The organism is Streptosporangium becharense (assembly GCF_014204985.1).
Taxonomy (GTDB): Bacteria; Actinomycetota; Actinomycetes; order Streptosporangiales; family Streptosporangiaceae; genus Streptosporangium; species Streptosporangium becharense.
Window position 1 is genome coordinate 881,415 of sequence record NZ_JACHMP010000001.1, and the last position, 17,900, is coordinate 899,314.

Genomic DNA, 17,900 nt, shown 5'->3' on the forward strand with positions numbered 1-17,900 from the left:
CTGGTCACACATGATCAAACGATTGACTAAAAAATGGTGATCCATACGCTGCCCGTCCGCGGGACCGCTAGCGCGCGCCGCCGCGGACGAGCGTTCGCACCTCCCCCGCGATGCGATGGGCGTCCGGGACGAGCGCCTGCGCCAGGATCGGCGCGGCGGGCATCCGGACGTCCGGCGTGCCGATCCGGATCGGCGGCGCCTGCAACGGCACCCCCGCCCCGGCCACCCGGGCGACGACCTCGGCGCCGAAGCCGCCGGTGACGTTGGCCTCGTGGACCACCGCCAGCCTGCCGGTGCGGCGGACGCTCCCGACGACCGCGCCGGTGTCGAACGGGTTGAGCCAGGGCGTCTCGATCACCTCGACCCCGATGCCCTCCCCGGCCAGGGTCCGGGCGGCCTCCACCGCCCGCCAGGTCATCGCACCCCAGGTGACCACGGTGGCGTCGGAGCCCTCGTGACGGAGCCGCGAGCCGCCCGCCGGCGGCACCGGGCCGCCGACGGTCACCTCCTGTTTGGCCCCGAAGTAGAGCGTCCTGTTCTCGACCACCAGGACCGGGTCGTCGCTGTGCACCGCCGCGACCAGCAGGTCGTGGGCGTCCTGCGGGGTGGACGGCATGCACACCCGCAGCCCGGGGACGTGCAGGAAGAGCGCCTCCAGGCACTGGGAGTGCTGCGCGCACGCACCCGGCCCGTTGCCCTGCTGGGTGCGGATCGTCAGCGGCGCGGTGAGCCGGCCGCCGGAGACGTAGCGGACGTTGGCCGCCTGGTTCACGATCTGGTCGAGCGCGACGAGTGAGAAGTCGGCCCACATGATCTCGACGATCGGGCGGCGGCCCATCATGGCGGCACCCACGGCGCTGCCGAGGATCGCCGACTCGCTGATCGGGGTGTCGAACACGCGCTCGCCGTACTGCTTGCGCAGGCCCCGGGTGACGCCGAAGACGCCGCCGGGCACGCCCACGTCCTCGCCGTAGACCAGGGTCTCCGGCAGTTCCTCCATCAGCCGGTGCAGCGCCGCGTTGACGGCCTCACCGTACGACAGCTTGCGGGTGGTCTCAGGCATACAGGTGCTCCATGACGGTCGCGGGGTCGGCGAGCGGGGCGGCCAGCGCGGCCGCGGCGGCGGCCTCGGTCTCGGTCCTGGCCCGGGTCTCCACCGCGTCGATCTCGGCGGCCGGGACGCCGTCGGCGAGCAGCCCCTCGCGCAGCCGCGCGATCGGCTCCCGGCGCAGGATCCGCTCCATCTCGCCGGGCTGCCGGTAGGCCTCGGCGTCGCCGATGTAGTGGCCGACGATGCGTTCCGTCATGCACTCCAGCAGGGTCGGGCCGCCGCCCTCGCGGGCGACCTCCACCGCGTCGCGCACGTGGAAGCGGACCGACTCGGCGTCGTTGCCGTCGATGCGGTAGCCGGGCATGCCGTAGGCGGCGGCCCGGTCGGCCAGCCGCCCGCCCCGGACCATGTCGGCGATCGGGGTCAGCTCCGAGTAGCGGTTGTTCTCGCAGACGAAGACCACCGGCAGGTCGAAGGCCGCGGCGAAGTTCATCGCCTCGTGGACCGCACCCTGGTTCATCGCGCCGTCACCGAAGACGGTCACCGCCACCCGGTTGGAGCCGTCGTGGCGACCGGCGAGCGCCGCGCCGCACGCGATCGGGGCACCGGCGCCCACGATGGAGTTCTCGCCGTGGAAGCCGTACTCGGCGGCGGTGAAGTAGGCCGAGCCGCCCCGGCCGCCGTTGACGCCGGTGGCGCGGCCCAGCAGTTCGGCGAAGAGCGGCTCGGCGGGCACGCCGCGGGCGAGCGCCCAGCCGTGGCCCCGGTAGGTCGCGAACAGCGCGTCCTCGGGCTCCAGGGCGTCGCAGGCGCCGACCGGGATGGCCTCCTGCCCGATGCACAGGTGGACCGAGCCGACGATCGGCCCCTCAAGGCGCAGCTGGCGCACCTTCTCCTCGAAGGCGCGGATGCGCCACATGGCCAGCAGGTCCGCGAGCCGTCGCTCACTCATTGTCGTTCTCCTCCGTCCGCCACGCCGCGAGCGCGACGGCACAGATCGTCTCGGCGTCGCCGATGTAGGACTCGGGGGGAAGCGGGAGCGGCCCGAGGCTCGCGAGGTCGTCGGGCCCGGCCACCTCCCGCAGGGTGTCGGCGAGCGCGCGGCGGTCCGCCCGCGCCCGGTGGGCGGCCTGGTAGACGAGGTCGTGCGCCTGCTCGCGGCCCAGCGCGGGGGCCAGGCGCATCATGTACGCCTCCGCCATGATCAGCCCGCCCTCGGCGTCGAGGTTGCCGCGCATCGCCTCGGGGAAGACCTGGAGTCCCACGGCGACCTCGGCGGCGGTGACCAGGGCACCGGCGGCGAGTTCGGCGAGCTGCGGCACCACGTACCACTCCACCTGCCACTCGCCCGCGGCCCGCTCGTGGCCGGCCTCCATCGCCCGGAACACCGCCGAGCTGAGGGCGCCCGCCGTGCCGGACATGCCGATGATCGCCTCGCAGCCGATCGGGTTGGCCTTCTGCGGCATCGTGGAGGACGCCCCGCGGTGGTGGCCGCCGGCCTCGCGGACCTCGCCGACCTCGGTCCTGGACAGGTCGACGACCTCCCGGGCGAACCTGGCGGCGGTCGCCGCGACGCTCGCGCAGGCGACGCCGAACTCGGCGATCCCGTCCCTGGCCACGTGCCAGGGCACGTCCGTCTGGACGAGCCCGAGCCGGGTGGCGACGCCCTTCCTGACCACCGCGGCCTGCTCGCCCATGGCGGCGGAGGTTCCTCCGGCGCCGAAGAGGGAGACGGCCGGGACGTGCCGCAGCGCGTCGCGCAGCCGCCGCCGCTGGCGGGTGACCTCGGCCAGCAGCACGGCCAGCTTCGCGCCGAACGTGGTGGGGACGGCCTGCTGGGCGTGGGTGCGCGCGGCCACCACGGTGCCCGCGTGCTCCTCGACCAGGCGGGCGAGGGCGTCGCCGAAGGACTCCAGCAGGACGACCAGGCGCTCCAGCGCCTCCCTCATCTGCAGGGACAGGCCGCTGTCCATGATGTCCTGCGTGGTCGCGCCGTAGTGGACGCGGCCGTTGGGCCCCTCGGGCAACGCGGCGGCGATCATCCGCACCAGCGGGAGGATGGGGTAGCCCACGTTCACGGCCTCCCGCCACAGGCGGTCGAGGTCGATGGTGGCGGGCACGCACGCGGCGGCGATGGCCTCGGCGTCGCTCTCGTCGATCACTCCGGCCTCGGCCTGGGCCAGGGCGAGGGCGGCCTCGACCCGCAGCCAGGAGAGCACGGTGCTCTCGGCGGAGAAGATCCCGGCCATCCCGGCGTCGCCGAAGAGGGCGGGGAGCAGCTTGAAGGTCTGCACGGTCAGTTCATCTCCAGTCCGCCGTCGACGTTCAGCGCCTGGCCGGTGATGAACGAGGCGAGGTCGCTGGCGAGGAAGAGGACGGCGGCGGCGAGTTCCTCGGCGCGGCCGGGACGCCGGAGCGGGGAGCGTCCGCTGACCTCCTGGAGGTAGTTCGCCCCGGCGTCCGGGCCGAAGCGGGCGTCGCGGTCGGCGATGATCTCCTCCCACATGGGGGTGAGGAAGATCCCCGGGCAGACCGCGTTGACCCGTACCGGGGCGAGCGCCTCGGCGGCCGACTTCGTCAGCGACAGCAGCGCGGTCTTGGTCGCCGAGTAGTGCGCGGCGTTGGGCCGCCCGGACCTGGCCGCGACGGAGGCGAGGGTCACGATCGATCCGCCGCCCTGCTCGACCATGCGGCGGCCGACCGCCTGGGTGATCCAGAAGGAGCCGTTGAGGTTGACGTCGATGATCCGGCGCCACTCCTGCGGGGTCACCTCCAGCAGGGGCGTGGTGCGCATGACGCCGGCGCAGTTCACCAGGATGTCGATGCGGCCGATCTCCTCGGCCAGGGCCACCGCCTGCTCGGGGTCGGTGAGGTCGGCGGCCCGGTCGCGTGCCCCCAGGGCGGTCGCGGCCTCGGTCAGCCGCGGTCCCTCCAGGTCGGAGACGACGAGATCGGCACCGGCGTCGGCCAGCGCGCGGGCACATGCGAGCCCGAGCCCTCCCGCGGCCCCGGTGACGAGCGCCGTACGCCCCGCCAGGTCGATCGTGACAGCCATCCCCGGTGTTCCCCCTCGGTAGGTCAAACGATTGACTGGGAATGTAGCAGCGTGCTCACAAAGCGGACAAGAGGTCGGTCAATCGTTTTTATTACGAAGTTCTTCTTCCGTTAACACGCCCCGCGCCGCGCACCGGGGACCGCGTGAGGGCGGAGCAGGGCCACTCCGACCTGGCCGGACGTCCGGCCGCCGGGCGGGGAGGCGACACCGGGCGGTCATCCCCGGGTCACCCCGGGGCGTCCCCGGGTGGACGCCGGGACGCCGGGACGCCGGGACGCCGGAACGCCGGTCCCGGCCGGTGAGACCCGCACCCGGCTGCGCTAGAGTCGCGTCCGGCACGAACTGACGCGAGGTGCCTCCCCGTGGGGAGGAGAATCGGGAAGCCGGTGCGATTCCGGCACGGGCCCGCCGCGGTGATCGGGGAGCCGCCGTCCATGCACTCACGTGCGGCCACTGGCCTTTCGGGCTGGGAAGGCGGACGGTGCAGGCGTTGATCCGAGAGTCCGAAGACCGGCCTCGCTCCATCTGCCACCGCCCGGGTGGCATGACGCAGCGGGAGCCTGCCCTGTGAGCACCGACATCCAGCCCGACATCTACCAGGTCATCCACCGCCGCCGTGACGTGCGGTCGCAGTTCACCGGTGAGCCCGTCCCCGGCGACGTCCTCGAACGCGTGCTGGAGGCCGCGCACGCGGCACCCAGTGTCGGACTGTCCCAGCCCTGGGACTTCATCCTCGTCCGGGACCTCGGCACCCGCCGCGCGTTCCACCGCCACGTCCAGGAGGAGCGGACCCGTTTCGCGGCGTCCCTCACCGGGAGCGCGGCGGAGCGGTTCGCCCGGATCAAGGTCGACGGCGTGCTGGAGTCCAGCCTCTCGGTGGTCGTCACCTACGACGCCGCCCGGGGAGGTCCCGCGGTGCTGGGCCGGCACGCCATCGCCGACGCCGGCCTGTACTCGGTCTGCCTGGCCGTCCAGAACCTGTGGCTGGCGGCCACCGCGGAGAACCTGGGAGTCGGCTGGGTCTCGTTCTACCGCGAGCCGTTCGTCCGGAGCCTGCTCGGCATCCCCTCCGGCATCCGCCCGGTGGCCTGGCTGTGCCTGGGGCCGGTCACCCATGTGGAGGCGGTGCCCGATCTGGAGCGGCACGGGTGGCGCCGGCGCGTCCCGCTGGACGCGGTGGTCCGTCACGAGCGCTGGTGACGGCAAAGGACGCGCACGCCGTACGGTGACGGGGAACCGGGCGCGGGTACGACGGCCGGAGTCCGGGCACGACGGACAGGGCACAGGTCCGGGCCGGGCGGGGCTTCGGGGCCGGATCAGGCTCCGGGGTTGAGTCCGGCGCCGGGGTTGAGTCCGGCTCCGGGCCGGGCTTCGAGTCCGGGGCCGGGCCCGGCGCGGGCACGGCGATCGAAGGAGCATCGAGACAGTGGGCAGAGCGACGAGCGGGGCGGCGGACAGGATGATCGCGGACTTCTGGTTCGACCCGTCCTGCCCCTACACCTGGATCACCTCCCGTTGGCTGCTGGAGGTGGAGAAGGTCCGGCCGGTCGAGGTGCGCTGGCACGTGATGAGCCTGTCGGTGCTCAACGAGGGCCGGGACGACGATCCCGAAGGCGACCCCGAGGGTTACCTGTGGGTGCCCGTGCGCGTCTGCGCCGCCGTGCTCCGGGAGCACGGTCAGCAGGCGCTCGGCAGGTTCTACACCGCCCTGTGGACCCGCGGGGACGACCGCGACGAGCAGGACTGGATCGGTTCCCTGCACGACGCGCTGGCCGCCGCGGGGCTCCCGCGGGAACTGGCCGAGGCCGGGACGTCGACGGCCTACGACGAGGCGGTGCGCGCCTCGCACGCCGAGGGCATGCGCCTGATCGGCGGGGACACCGGCGGACACGTCGGCACCCCGGTGGTCGCCGTCACCGGCGCCGATGACGAGCGTGTCGTGTTCTTCGGCCCCGTCCTCTCCAGGATCCCCACCGGGGAGCGGGCGGGCCGCCTGTGGGACGGGACACTGCTGGTGGCCGGCACCCCGGGCTTCCATGAGCTCAAGGGCCCCCCGCACGAGGAGCCCCGGCTCCGCCCCGACGGGGCCTGACGGCTCCGCGGCGGAGCGCGGCCGGGGAAACGGCCGCCGGATCCACGTCACGGGATCGCGCCGGCCCGGCGGCGCGATCCCGGTACTTGACCGGGGAACGTCTCGATGGTCCCATCTCTCATAGTTAGGAACCCTTCCTAACTAGATCTCCTCGCCCTCTTCCCCCCGAGACAACAGCAGGAGAACCGATGAGACCTTCCATCCGAGCGCGCTCGCTGGCCGGTGCGCTCGTGGCCGGGTTACTGCTCAGCCTTCCGGTGACGTCACCCGCCGCCGCGGCACCGACCCGGTACGAGGCGGAGAACGCCACCATCTCCCAGGGCACCGTGGACACCAGGCACGCCGGGTTCACCGGGACGGGCTTCGTCGACTACGCCAACGTCGCCGGCTCCCACGTCGAGTTCACCGTCAACGCGGCGACCGCCGGCAACTACCGTCTGGCGTTCCGTTTCGCCAACGGCACCACCACGGACCGGCCGATGGACATCTCCGTCAACGGCACGACGGTCTCGGCCGGACTGTCCTTCCCCGGCACCGGTGCGTGGACCACCTGGGTGGAGAAGTCGGTCACCGCGGGTCTCATCGCGGGCGCCAACAAGGTCCGCGCCACCGCCACCACCGCGAACGGCGGCCCCAACCTCGACCGGCTGAGCGCGTCCGCCCCCGCCGACACCCAACCGCCGACCGCCCCGGCCGGCCTGCGCGTCGTCGGCGAGATCAGGCCCACCTCCGTGGGCCTGGCCTGGAACGCGTCCACCGACGACGTCGGCGTCTCCCAGTACAGGATCTACAACGGCGGGAACGTGCTCGTCACCGTGGGCGGCAACATCACGAGCCTCACGGTGCCCGGTCTGACACCCAACACGCGGTACGTGTTCAGCGTGCTGGCCTACGACGCCGCGGGCAACCCCTCCCAGGGCAGCAACAGCGTCGACCTCACCACACCGCCGGGCGGCGACACCACGCCGCCGAGCACGCCCGCCGGCCTGCACGCCACCGGCGTCACGGCGAACACCGTCACGCTGGGCTGGAACGCCTCGACCGACGACGTCGGCGTGACCGGCTACAACGTCTACCGCGACGGCACGAGGATCGCCACGGTGCCGGACCTCACCGCGACCGTGGACGGGCTGACGCCCGACACGGCCTACTCCTTCGAGGTCGAGGCGTTCGACGCCGACGACAACGTCTCGCCCCGCACCGCACCGCTGCCGGTGAGGACGACCGGTACCGCGGGCGGCGGCGACCCCGTCTACGACCGGGACGTCACCAAGCTCGACCTGGCGTGGGGCGTCACGTTCCTGCCGGACGACAGCGCGCTGGTCGCCGAGCGCGACCGGTTCGAAATCGTACGGGTCACCCCGAACGGGCAGAAGACGGTGGTCGGCAAGATCACCGAGGCGACGACCACCGGCGGCGAGGGCGGCCTCCTCGGCCTGGCCGCCTCCCCGAACTTCGCCGCCGACCGCTACGTCTATGCCTTCCACACGGCCTCGTCCGACAACCGGGTCGTCCGGTTCAAGTACGAGAACGGGCGGATCGGCGCTCGCGAGCCGATCGTCACCGGCATAGCCAAGAACCGGTTCCACAACGGTGGGCAGATCAAGTTCGGCCCCGACGGCTACCTGTACATCACCACCGGTGACGGCCAGGACGGCAACCGGGCACAGAACCTCGGCTCGCTCAACGGCAAGATCCTGCGCGTGACGCCGACGGGCGCCGGCGCCCCGGGCAACCCGTTCCCGAACGCGCCGCGCGTCTACTCCCTGGGGCACCGCAATCCGCAGGGCATCGCCTGGGACTCCAGGGGACAGCTGTGGGAGTCCGAGTTCGGCAACAGCACCTGGGACGAGCTCAACCTGATCCAGCCGGGCAAGAACTACGGTTGGCCCAACTGCGAGGGCAGGTGCGACAACACGGCCTACGTCAACCCGGTCCGGCAGTGGGATGTGGCTTCCGCCTCGCCGAGCGGCATCGAGATCGTGAACGACTGGATCTACATGGCGGCGGTCCGCGGCCAGCGGCTCTGGGTCATGAGGATCGACGGCAGCACGACCGACACGCCCAGGGCGTTCTTCAGCGGCCGGTGGGGCCGCCTGCGCACGGTCGTCAGGACGCCCGACGGCGGGCTCTGGCTGACCTCCACCAACAATGACAAGAACGGCGGCACGCCGTCGGTGCTCGACAACGTGATCGTGCGGCTGAAGTTCGCCCCGCCGGCGTGAGACCGGCGACGGCTCGGACACCGGCATCCGACGGAACGGGTCCGGGCGGGACGGAGTGATCCGTCCCGCCCGGACCGGACCCGCCCTCCTCCCCCGCCGCCGGGTGGGACGGCCCGCCTTCCTCACGTCGCCACGCGAGGCAGGCCCGGCGCCTTCGCGTCGCCGTCGAATGTCGCCGTCGAATGTCGCCGCCGAATGAGGACGACTCCGCGGCGGGCGTCCGCTCCCCCGAGCCGGACGCCCGCCGCGGAGCCGGTCGGCTCCGTACTACGCCGGTGACATGACCTCCCTGTCCCGGTCCGCCCCCCTGCCGTCCTGCTCGGCGGACGGCGGGGACGCGGGCGGCGAGTCGTCGTGCTCGTCGAGGAGGGTGGTCTCGTCGAACGGCGCCCGCCCCGACAGCACCTCGGTGGCGCGTGTCCGGTCGAACTCGCCGGTCCAGGTGCCGATCAGCACGGTGGCGACCGCGTTGCCGGCGAAGTTGGTCAGTGCCCGCGCCTCGGACATGAAGCGGTCGATGCCGACGATCAGGCCGACGCCGTCGACGAGGTCGGGACGGTGCGACTGCAGGCCGCCGGCGAGCGTGGCCAGGCCCGCGCCGGTGACCCCGGCGGCGCCCTTGGAGGCGATCATCATGAAGACCAGCAGGGAGAGCTGCTCGCCCATGGCGAGCGGGGCGCCCGTGGCGCTCGCGATGAACAGGGTGGCCATGGTGAGGTAGATGGCGGTGCCGTCCAGGTTGAAGGAGTAGCCGGTCGGCACGGTGATGCCGACGACGGGCCGGCTCACGCCCAGGTGCTCCATCTTGGCGATCAGGCGGGGCAGGGCCGACTCCGAGGAGGAGGTCGACAGGATCAGCAGGAACTCCCGGCCGAGGTAGCGGAGCAGCGAGAACAGGCTGACCCGCGCCACCAGCCAGAGCATCGGCCCGAGGACCGCCAGCACGAAGATCAGGCAGGTCACGTAGAAGGCGAGCATGATCACGCCGAGGCTCTTGAGCGCGTCCACGCCGGTGGCGCCGACCACCGCGGCGATCGCGCCGAGGGCACCGACCGGGGCCGCCCACATGATCATGGAGAGGATCCGGAAGACGAGCCGCTGGATGTGCCCGATGCCGTTCAGGATGGGCGTGGCCCGTTCCCCCATCGCCTGCAGGGCGAACCCGGCGAGCAGCGCGACGAGGAGGGTCTGCAGCACCTGCCCCTCGGTGAACGCCGACACCAGCGTGGTGGGGATGATCCCGAGCACGAACGTCACCGTGTCGCTCTCGCCGCCCTTGGCGGCCTCCGCCGCGGCGGCCTGGCGCAGCTCGTCGGTGAGCTGGAGACCCTGGCCGGGGTCGATCAGGTTGCCCACCACCAGGCCGATGCCCAGCGCGACGGTCGACATGGCCAGGAAGTAGCCGAGCGCGAGGCCGCCGACCCGGCCGACCTTGGCCGCCTTGGTGACCGACCCGACCCCGAGCACGATGGTGCAGAAGATGATGGGGCTGATCATCATCTTGATGAGCGCGACGAAGGCCGTGCCCAGCGGCTTCAGCGCCTGGCCGAGATCGGGTGCCGCCAGGCCGATCACGACGCCGACGACCACGGCGGCGATGACGGCTATGTAGAGGTAGTGTGTTCGATCTCGCCTCACGGACATGCGCTCTCCCCGTCCTGGATGGGAACTCCGGTCAGGCGACTATGGGCCTCTTCTGTGACCCACGTCACCATTGCGTACATTTCGTTCGTGAACTTGAAGAAACTGTCCAGTCACATACGCGGCTGGAGCCTGGCCAGGCAGATGCTGGCGTTGCAGATCGTCGTGGTGGGGGTCACCGTGGCGGGCGGCGCGACCCTGGCCTTCCTTCAGGCGGGAGACCTGCTCCGCGACGAGGCCGCCGGCACCGCCAGGGCGGTCGCCGTCAGCGTGGCCGACTCCCCGTCGGTCCTCGCCGCCATGGGCGACTCGGCCGTCCTGCAGCCGTACGCGGAACGGGTCCGGCGGGAGACGGGCGTCGACTTCGTCACGATCATGGGCGTTGACGGCGTGCGCTACACCCACCCCAACCCGGCGCAGATCGGTCACCGTTTCCTCGGCACCATCGCACCCGCGCTGGCCGGTCGGACCTTCACCGAGACCTACACCGGCACGCTCGGCCCGTCGGTGCGCGCCGTCGCCCCGGTGCGCGACGCGCGGGGCCGGGTGACGGGCCTGGTCAGCGCGGGCATCACGATCGACAGGATCAGCGCCAGGCTCCGCGAGCAGATCGCCGGCGCGGCGCTGATCGGGGTGCTCGGCCTGTCCGTCGGCGGAGCCGGCACCTACCTCGTCGGCAGCCGGCTGCGCCGCCAGACCCACGGGATGGGCCCGGCCGAGCTCAGCCGGATGTACGAGTACCACGACGCGATCCTGCACGCCGTGCGGGAAGGGCTGCTGCTCGTCGACCCCTCGGGCACGGTCACGCTCTGCAACGACGGCGCCCGCGAGCTGCTGGGCCTGGACGGGGAGGTGGCCGGACGGCGCATCACCGCGCTGGGGCTGCCCGCCTCCCTCGCGGAGCGGCTGTCGACCGGCGAGAACCGTACCGACGAGATCCACATGACCGGGGAGCGGACGCTCGTGGTGAACGCCGCGGTGGTGCGCTCGGGCTCCCGCTCGCTCGGCACGGTGGTCACCCTGCGCGACCACACCGAACTGCAGTCGCTGGCCGGGCAGCTCGACGCCGAGCGCGGCTTCGCCGACTCGCTGCGCGCCGCCGCGCACGAGGCGGCCAACCGGCTGCACACCGTCATCGCCCTCGTCGAGCTGGGCCGCACCGAGCAGGCCGTGGCCTTCGCGACCGAGGAGATCAGGGCGGCGCAGCGGCTGACCGACCGGGTGGTGGACGCCGTGCGCGAACCGGTGCTCGCCGCGCTGCTGCTGGGCAAGAGCGCCGAGGCCGGGGAACGGGGGGTGGAACTGGTGATCACCCCGGACAGCGGGCTCGACGACATCGGCCTGGACTCACGGGATCTGGTGACGATCCTCGGCAACCTGATAGACAACGCGGTGGACGCGGCCATGACGGGCGCGCCGCCCGCACGGGTGGAGGTGCGGCTGCGGGTCGACGAGACGGCCTTCCTGATCAGTGTGGCCGACAGCGGCCCGGGGCTGGACCCCGCCACGGCGGGTGAGGCGTTCCGGCGCGGCTGGACCACCAAGGGCGACGGCCGCGGCCTCGGTCTGGCCATGGTCGGCCAGGCGGTCCGCCGCCTGGGCGGGACGATCGACGTCGGCCCGCCGGCCGGGACCGCCGGTCCGGGCATCGGGGAGACCGGGACGGGTGCGGTGTTCACCGTACGACTGCCGCTGCGCGGGAAGGAGGGGTCATGATCTCGGTACTGGTCGTGGAGGACGAGGAGATCACGGCCGAGGCGAACCGGCTCTTCGTGGAGCGGGTGCCGGGCTTCCGGGTGGTGGGGGTGGCCCGGTCGGGCGGGGAGGCGTTGCGGTTCCTCCGGCGGGAACCCGCCGACCTGGTCCTGCTCGACCTCTACCTGCCCGACATGCACGGGCTGGACGTGTGCCGGGCGCTGCGGGCCGCGGGGGTGATGTCGGACGTCATCGCGGTCACCTCGGCGCGTGACCTGTCGGTGGTGAGATCGGCGGTCTCGGTCGGGGTGGCCCAGTACCTGCTCAAACCGTTCACGTTCGCCACGCTGAGCGAGAAGCTGACCCGCTACGCGGAGTTCAGGTCGTCGGTCGCGGGCTCCGGGGAGGCCAGCGGGCAGGGCGAGGTGGACCGGGCGCTGGCGGCCCTGCGCGGCCCGGCGCGGACCCCCCTGCCGAAGGGGATGACACAGGCGACCCTGGACGCGGTGCTCACGGAGCTGCGCAGGGCCCCCGGCGGCCTGTCGGCGCAGACCGCCGGGGCGGCGATAGGGGTCTCCCGGGTGACGGCCCGCCGTTACCTGGAGCACCTGACCGAGATCGGGATCACCAGCAGGATCCCCCAGTACGGCGGGGTCGGGCGCCCCGAGTTGCTCTACCGCATCACCTGACGGCTGTGGCGTCACGAGGCCCGTGGAACTGGTAGGAAAAAGGCAGCCCGCCCTGCCACCCGCGGGCGAAGGAGCGAAGCATGACCCTTTTCACGGTCTCAGCGAACATGCTCGGCACGACACTCGTCGTACGGGCGTGCGGGGAGCTCGACTACCGGAACGCCCCGGTGTTCCGCAGCGAGCTGACCAGGGCGTGGGAGGCCACGACGCCTCCCACGGTCGTCATCGACCTCGCCGGACTCACCTTCTGCGACTCCACGGGCATGGCGGAGCTGATCCTGGGGCTCCAGCGCAGCCGCGCGCTGGGCACGCGTCTGGTGCTCGCCGGCGTGCACGGCACGCTGGAGCGGATTCTCGCCATCACCGGCCTGCGCTCCGCGTTCGAGGTGTTCGACTCCGCCGAGGAGGCCGTGCAGGGCGCCTGATCAGCTTCTGCCGCCCTGGTCGATCGGCACGCGAGGCGCGTCCACGATGACGTCGGAGAAGATGTCGACGGCCAGGGCGATCACACCGCCGACCGCGATGATCCCGGCGCCCGCCCAGAACAGCGTCCAGTTGGGGCCGAGGCACAGGGCCACACCCCCGACGGTGAACCCCACCAGGATGACGATCACCGCGAGCCAAGACTTGGGACTTCCTCCGTGGCTTCCAGCCATGAGCCTTTCCTCTCCCGTACGGATCAGTGATGCGTGCCGTTCGCCGCGGCGATCACCCGGGTCAGCGAGCGGTGGAGCTCTTCCAGCTCCTCCAATTCCATACCCAGGCGCTTGACGATCATCGGCGGGATCGCCTCGGCCTCGTCCCGCAGCGCGCGGCCCTCCGGCGTGAGCGATACGGCCAGGACACGCCCGTCCTGGCCGTCACGCTGCCGCCGGATGTAGCCGATCACCTCGAGACGCTTCAGCAGCGGGGACAGCGTACCGGGGTCGAGTCTCAGTAGCTTGCTCAGCTCCTTGACGGACAGCGGCGCGTGCTCCCACAGGGCGAGCATCACCAGATACTGCGGGTGGGTCAGCCTCATCGGCTCCAGCAGCGGCCGGTAGAGCCCGATGACGTTACGCGAGGCGACCGCCAGGGCGAAGCACACCTGACGCTCCAGGCGCAGGGCATCCGTCATATCACTCATACAGACCTCCACCCTGACATAGTATGATAGTTGGTACGCAAAACGTTGCCGCCCCAAGTATCGGCACGCGAAGGAGCCACATGTTTCACAGCAAGCCGATCGAGGAGCGAATCGCCGAGCGTCAGGCCAACCGCCCCGACCTCAAGGAGGGCAAGCACTTCGAGCACGGGCCCGCGAAGTTCATCTTCATCTTCGTCATCGTCTTCGTGGTCATCGGCCACCTGGCGGGCCTGCTCCTGCTGATGGCTCTGGACCTGCACTAGGACCCCGCCCGGGTGGTGCCCTTGCCCGCCCTCCGTCAACCGGATCGCCGTTCCCGGCATGAGAAGATGATGATCCGGTTGGTGGGGGCCGGACGGCCGCCCAGATCAGGAGGTCCGCATGTCTGACGTTTCCGACGTCGCCCAGGAGCCCGAGAATTCCGACGACGAGCTGAAGCGCAAGTTCCGCGAGGCCCTGGACCGCAAGAAGCAGGCCCAGGCGGACGCGGTCGCGGGAGGCAAGGGGAAGAACTCCTCGAAGATCCACGGCGCCCACGGCCCGGCCGCGGCCAGGCGCTCCTTCCGCCGCAAGAGCGGCTGAGCCCGGTCCGACCGGGTGCGGGCGGCCCCGGGCCGGGATGCCCGTGGCGCCGCCCGGCCGCCCGCCGACCCGCACAATGGGGGCGGAGGTGCTCACGGCCGTGGTGATCGTGCAGAGGGTTGTCGTCCGCTGGGGCAAGCAGGGGCGTGGCGCCGCCGAGGCGACGCGGCGCCGGTCGCTTCCCGAGGCGTTCCCGCTGCCCCCCGCGCTGCCCGGGGGGCCGCTGGTCCTGCACGACGTGACCCTCGACGAGGCCGATGGATACACCCCGGTCACCGCCGTCGGCGCGCACCCGCTGCCGCACCGGGCGATCGGGCTGCGTTTCTCCCCCGGCCCGCCGGACGACGGGAACCTTCGGATCCGAGTCGAGCGGATGCCCGTCGGCGCCTCCTATCCGCGCCACGGCCGCATCGGCCGGCTCTTCCTGCTCGATCCCGGGCAGCGGGCCCGTTACCGGGCCAATTTCCGCTTCACCGGCTGCCAGTGCGCCGCGGCCTGGCACTTCGAACAGTGGACGATCAGCATCGGCCACACCGGGCCGTCGCCGGATCTCTTCTGTTCCGGCGGCTTCGACGCCGAGGTCGACGACCGGGTCTCCCTGTACGGCGGGCGGTAGGCGCACCGGCCACGGCACACCGAGGCGGACCGGGCGGACCGGGTCGGGCGAAGGCGGACCAGGACGAGCGCAGGCAGACCGGGGCGAACCGGAGCGGACCGGGGCGGACAGCCACCGCAGACCGGGCGGACCGGGGCCAGCCGGGGCGGACCGGGCGGACCGGGGGCCGTCAGACGGCGGGCATCTCCGAGATCATCTGGAAGGCCGCGGCGGACCCGGCGGCGGCCGACTCGATCGCCCCCTGTTCCTGGGTGGTGAGGTCCCCGGCCGCGTAGAGACCCGGCACGCTGGTCCTGCCCGAGGCGTCGGCCTTGACGTAGCCGTCCTCGCCGACGGCCAGGCCAAGACGCTCGGCGAGACGGGAGACCAGCGGAACGGGCCGCTGGTCGGGCTGCCAGAACAGGGTCTGCCGGTCGATGACCGTGCCGTCGGCCAGTTCCACCGCGTACAGGTGACCGTCGGTGTGCCGCAGCCTCCGCACCCTGCTCGCGAACATCTCCGCCTCACCGCACTTCTCCGGGGCGGTGCCGTCGAACAGCACGACGACGTCGCGGCTCCAGGCCGAGAACCCCGTGGCCGCCTCCCGCGCGAACTCCGGATCGCAGGTCACCACACCCCAGGTGCGGTCGCGGTTCTCCCAGCCGGCGCAGAGGGGGCAATGGACGACCGTCTTCCCCCAGCACTCGGCGAACCCCTCGACATCGGGGTGGACGTCGACCACCCCCGTGGCCAGCAGGACCTGCCGGGCCCGGACCGGCTCGCCGCCGTCGTCGGCGGTGACGGTGAAGCCGCCTTCTCCGGTGGCGACCACGTCGGTGGCGACGGCCTCGCGGCGCTCGGCCATGCCGTACCTCGCCAGGTCCGCCCAGGCGCGGCGGCGGTACTCCCCGGGGCTGACGCCGTCGAGGCCGACGATGCCGTGGACGCCCGCGGAGGCGGCGTTGCGCGGGGGCCGGGGGTCCTCCACGACCAGCACGTGGCGCAGGGACCGGCTGAGCACCAGGGCCGCCGTCAGCCCGGCCGGTCCGCCGCCGATGATCACAGCGTCGTAGTGCCGCACCGCGGCCCCCTTCTCCTCTGCGCGCCGTCCGGTACCGGGCCCACTGCGGGAGTGAGCCCTCCGCGTCCCGCATGCCCTACCCCCGGGGAGGTGCGGTAACCAGGGGGAACGTCGCCGGATGGGAGTCGTCACCGCTGAGGGCCGCGGGCCGCGACCGACCGGGAGAGGTGACCCGGCGGCCGGATCCGCCCCTCTCCACCCCAGGCCGCGACCTGGGGTTTTTCGTGCCCACTCCCGGCGGGGCGGCCGGACGGCGGCCATTGACTTCCCACACATTCGGGTTTAAATAAATACGAAACAACATGGAAACGGCGGTGAACCAACAGCATGTACGCGGAGGAGCGGCAGCAGGAGATCCTGCGCCGGGCGAGGTCCGTCGGCCGGGTGGACGTGGTGACCCTGGCGGAGGAGTTCGCCGTCACCACCGAGACCATCCGCCGCGACCTGACCGCGCTGGAGCGCTCGGGGGTGCTGCGGCGCGTACACGGAGGGGCGATCCCGGTCGAGCGGCTGGGGTTCGAACCCGAGCTGGCCGCCCGTGACGCGGTGCTGACCGCGGAGAAGGAGCGGATCGCCAAGGCCGCGCTCGCCGAACTCCCCGAAGACGGCGCGATCATCGTCGACGCCGGGTCGACGACCGCGAGACTGGTGCAGGCGCTGCCGCTGGACCGGGAGCTCACCGTGGTCGTGAACTCCCCGCCGCACGCCGCGCTGCTGGCCACCCGCGCCAACCTGACGGTGCTGATGCTGGGCGGCCGGGTGCGCGGGCGGACGCTGGCCACCGTCGACGACTGGGCCCTGCGGCCCCTGGCGGACCTGCACGTGGACGTGGCGTTCATGGCCGCCAACGGGTGCTCGGCCGCCAAGGGGCTGACGACTCCGGACCCGGCCGAGGCCGCCATCAAGCGGGCGATGATCGGCGCGGCGCAGCGCAGCGTGCTGCTCGCCGACCACACCAAGTTCACCAGCACCTACCTGTCGCGTTTCGCCACGATCCAGGAGATCGACGTCGTGATCAGCGACGCCGGGCTCGACGCGGAGATCGCGACGGAGCTGGCCGCCGCCGGACCCGAGGTGGTACGGGCGTGATCGTCACATTGACCCTCAACCCCAGCCTGGACCGCACGATCGAGATCGGCTCGCTGAGCCGCGGCGCCGTCATCCGGGCCGCCGCCACCCGCCTCGATCCCGGCGGCAAGGGGGTGAACGTCTCCCGGGCGCTGCTCGCCAACCGGATCCGTTCCCGCGCGGTCGTCCCCTTCGGCGGCGACGAGGGACGGCAGCTGGTGAGCCTGCTCTCGGCGGAGGGCATCGACATGGTCACCGTCCCGGTCTCCGGGCCGACCCGCTCCAACGTCGCCCTGGCCGAACCGGACGGCACCGTCACCAAGATCAACGAGCCGGGGACGGCCCTGTCGCCCGCCGAGCTCGACACCGTCGCCGAGGTCGTGCTCAGCGCCGCCGGCTCGGCGGACTGGGTGGTCGCCTCCGGCAGTCTCCCGCCCGAGGTGCCCTCCGACGTCTACGCCCGGCTGTGCCGCCGCTTCGGCGGCGCCGGGATCAACGTCGCGGTGGACACCAGCGGGCCCGCGCTCGCCGCGGCCGTCGCCGCGTCCCCCGCGCTCGTCAAGCCGAACCGGGAGGAGCTGGGCGAGGTGACGGGGATGGCCATCATGTCGCTGGGCGACGCGATCGAGGCCGCGCGGAGGCTGCGGGACCGCGGCGCCCGCACCGTCCTGGCCAGCCTGGGCCCGGACGGCGCGGTCCTCCTCCAGGACGACCGGGTCTGGTACGGCGAGTGCCCGGTGGCCGAGCCGCGCAGCACCGTCGGCGCGGGCGACGCCATGCTCGCCGGATTCCTCGCCGCCGGGGCCCGCGGCGAGGCCGCGTTCGTCGAGGCGCTGGCCTGGGCGACCGCCGCGGTGGGGCTTCCGGGCAGCCGGATGCCCTCCCCCGGTGACATACGGCGCGATGACGTCCGCGTCACCGGAGCCGACCCCGCCCTGCCGCTGAGGTCCGGGGGCTGACGGCGGCGCGGATCCACCCCCCAGGCCGGCTGGGCCGCCGG

The 17,900-nt window shown here is 72.5% G+C and carries 19 protein-coding genes and 1 riboswitch; of the genes, 11 read left to right on the forward strand and 8 right to left on the reverse strand.

Annotation, left to right across the window (positions count from 1 at the left end; genetic code table 11):
* Positions 1–67 precede the first annotated feature (67 nt).
* The 4 genes from F4562_RS03865 to F4562_RS03880 are packed head-to-tail and all read right to left on the reverse strand — an operon-like array spanning position 68 to position 4,106.
* On the reverse strand, positions 68–1,063 hold the full coding sequence (locus tag F4562_RS03865) for an alpha-ketoacid dehydrogenase subunit beta (protein ID WP_184545290.1): 996 nt from the start codon (positions 1,061–1,063) through the stop codon (positions 68–70).
* The gene (locus tag F4562_RS03870) at positions 1,056–2,003 is read right to left on the reverse strand and encodes a thiamine pyrophosphate-dependent dehydrogenase E1 component subunit alpha (RefSeq protein WP_184545292.1); all 948 of its coding nucleotides are present in this window, start codon (positions 2,001–2,003) and stop codon (positions 1,056–1,058) included. The genes F4562_RS03865 and F4562_RS03870 overlap by 8 nt, the downstream gene beginning before the upstream one ends.
* On the reverse strand, positions 1,996–3,345 hold the full coding sequence (locus tag F4562_RS03875; protein WP_221207579.1) for a class-II fumarase/aspartase family protein: 1,350 nt from the start codon (positions 3,343–3,345) through the stop codon (positions 1,996–1,998). Before F4562_RS03875 ends, F4562_RS03870 begins: the two co-directional genes overlap by 8 nt.
* A gap of 2 nt (positions 3,346–3,347) precedes the next feature.
* The gene (locus F4562_RS03880; protein WP_184545294.1) at positions 3,348–4,106 is read right to left on the reverse strand and encodes an SDR family NAD(P)-dependent oxidoreductase; all 759 of its coding nucleotides are present in this window, start codon (positions 4,104–4,106) and stop codon (positions 3,348–3,350) included.
* Positions 4,107–4,439: 333 nt separating this feature from the next.
* A riboswitch (cobalamin riboswitch) is annotated at positions 4,440–4,639 on the forward strand.
* Between the two features lie 34 nt (positions 4,640–4,673).
* Between F4562_RS03880 and bluB the strand changes: the two genes are divergently transcribed.
* The 3 genes from bluB to F4562_RS03895 all read left to right on the forward strand — a co-directional run bounded on the left by bluB (position 4,674) and on the right by F4562_RS03895 (position 8,423).
* A complete protein-coding gene (bluB, locus tag F4562_RS03885; protein ID WP_311734179.1) occupies positions 4,674–5,306 on the forward strand; it encodes a 5,6-dimethylbenzimidazole synthase in 633 nt (210 codons plus the stop codon).
* A 259-nt stretch (positions 5,307–5,565) separates the two neighbouring features.
* A complete protein-coding gene (locus F4562_RS03890) occupies positions 5,566–6,198 on the forward strand; it encodes a mycothiol-dependent nitroreductase Rv2466c family protein (RefSeq protein WP_184545592.1) in 633 nt (210 codons plus the stop codon).
* A gap of 188 nt (positions 6,199–6,386) precedes the next feature.
* Complete coding sequence (locus tag F4562_RS03895; protein WP_246473346.1) at positions 6,387–8,423, forward strand: PQQ-dependent sugar dehydrogenase; 2,037 nt, start codon at positions 6,387–6,389, stop codon at positions 8,421–8,423.
* A gap of 267 nt (positions 8,424–8,690) precedes the next feature.
* Here the strand turns inward: F4562_RS03895 and F4562_RS03900 are convergent, their stop codons facing one another.
* Positions 8,691–10,067, reverse strand: coding sequence for a cation:dicarboxylate symporter family transporter (locus F4562_RS03900; RefSeq protein ID WP_184545296.1), 1,377 nt, complete (start codon positions 10,065–10,067; stop codon positions 8,691–8,693).
* Between the two features lie 87 nt (positions 10,068–10,154).
* Here F4562_RS03900 and F4562_RS03905 point away from each other — a divergent pair, with 87 nt between their 5' ends.
* The 3 genes from F4562_RS03905 to F4562_RS03915 all read left to right on the forward strand — a co-directional run bounded on the left by F4562_RS03905 (position 10,155) and on the right by F4562_RS03915 (position 12,873).
* Positions 10,155–11,780, forward strand: coding sequence for an ATP-binding protein (locus tag F4562_RS03905; protein WP_311734180.1), 1,626 nt, complete (start codon positions 10,155–10,157; stop codon positions 11,778–11,780).
* Positions 11,777–12,448 carry a response regulator gene (locus F4562_RS03910; protein ID WP_184545300.1) on the forward strand — a complete coding sequence of 224 codons (672 nt, stop codon included), beginning with the start codon at positions 11,777–11,779 and terminating at the stop codon, positions 12,446–12,448. The genes F4562_RS03905 and F4562_RS03910 overlap by 4 nt, the downstream gene beginning before the upstream one ends.
* A gap of 80 nt (positions 12,449–12,528) precedes the next feature.
* Entirely contained in the window at positions 12,529–12,873 is a 345-nt protein-coding gene (locus tag F4562_RS03915) for an STAS domain-containing protein (RefSeq protein ID WP_184545302.1), read from the forward strand.
* Here F4562_RS03915 and F4562_RS03920 read toward each other — a convergent pair whose 3' ends face one another.
* Together F4562_RS03920 and F4562_RS03925 are read right to left on the reverse strand one after the other, a co-directional pair.
* Positions 12,874–13,104, reverse strand: coding sequence for an HGxxPAAW family protein (locus F4562_RS03920; RefSeq protein ID WP_184545304.1), 231 nt, complete (start codon positions 13,102–13,104; stop codon positions 12,874–12,876).
* Positions 13,105–13,127: 23 nt separating this feature from the next.
* Positions 13,128–13,574 carry a MarR family winged helix-turn-helix transcriptional regulator gene (locus F4562_RS03925; protein ID WP_184545306.1) on the reverse strand — a complete coding sequence of 149 codons (447 nt, stop codon included), beginning with the start codon at positions 13,572–13,574 and terminating at the stop codon, positions 13,128–13,130.
* Between the two features lie 80 nt (positions 13,575–13,654).
* Here F4562_RS03925 and F4562_RS03930 point away from each other — a divergent pair, with 80 nt between their 5' ends.
* The 3 genes from F4562_RS03930 (at position 13,655) to F4562_RS03940 (ending at position 14,772) form a co-directional block, all read left to right on the forward strand.
* A complete protein-coding gene (locus F4562_RS03930) occupies positions 13,655–13,837 on the forward strand; it encodes a hypothetical protein (protein ID WP_184545308.1) in 183 nt (60 codons plus the stop codon).
* A 118-nt stretch (positions 13,838–13,955) separates the two neighbouring features.
* Positions 13,956–14,156 (forward strand): DUF5302 domain-containing protein, encoded by a 201-nt coding sequence (locus tag F4562_RS03935; RefSeq protein ID WP_184545310.1) that lies wholly within the window; start codon positions 13,956–13,958, stop codon positions 14,154–14,156.
* Positions 14,157–14,256: 100 nt separating this feature from the next.
* A complete protein-coding gene (locus tag F4562_RS03940; RefSeq protein WP_184545312.1) occupies positions 14,257–14,772 on the forward strand; it encodes a hypothetical protein in 516 nt (171 codons plus the stop codon).
* Positions 14,773–14,941: 169 nt separating this feature from the next.
* Here F4562_RS03940 and F4562_RS03945 read toward each other — a convergent pair whose 3' ends face one another.
* A complete protein-coding gene (locus tag F4562_RS03945) occupies positions 14,942–15,832 on the reverse strand; it encodes an NAD(P)/FAD-dependent oxidoreductase (RefSeq protein WP_184545314.1) in 891 nt (296 codons plus the stop codon).
* A gap of 327 nt (positions 15,833–16,159) precedes the next feature.
* Between F4562_RS03945 and F4562_RS03950 the strand changes: the two genes are divergently transcribed.
* Both F4562_RS03950 and pfkB read left to right on the forward strand, forming a co-directional pair.
* Entirely contained in the window at positions 16,160–16,921 is a 762-nt protein-coding gene (locus tag F4562_RS03950; protein ID WP_184545316.1) for a DeoR/GlpR family DNA-binding transcription regulator, read from the forward strand.
* Complete coding sequence (gene pfkB / locus F4562_RS03955; RefSeq protein WP_184545318.1) at positions 16,918–17,859, forward strand: 1-phosphofructokinase; 942 nt, start codon at positions 16,918–16,920, stop codon at positions 17,857–17,859. Before F4562_RS03950 ends, pfkB begins: the two co-directional genes overlap by 4 nt.
* Positions 17,860–17,900: the final 41 nt, after the last annotated feature.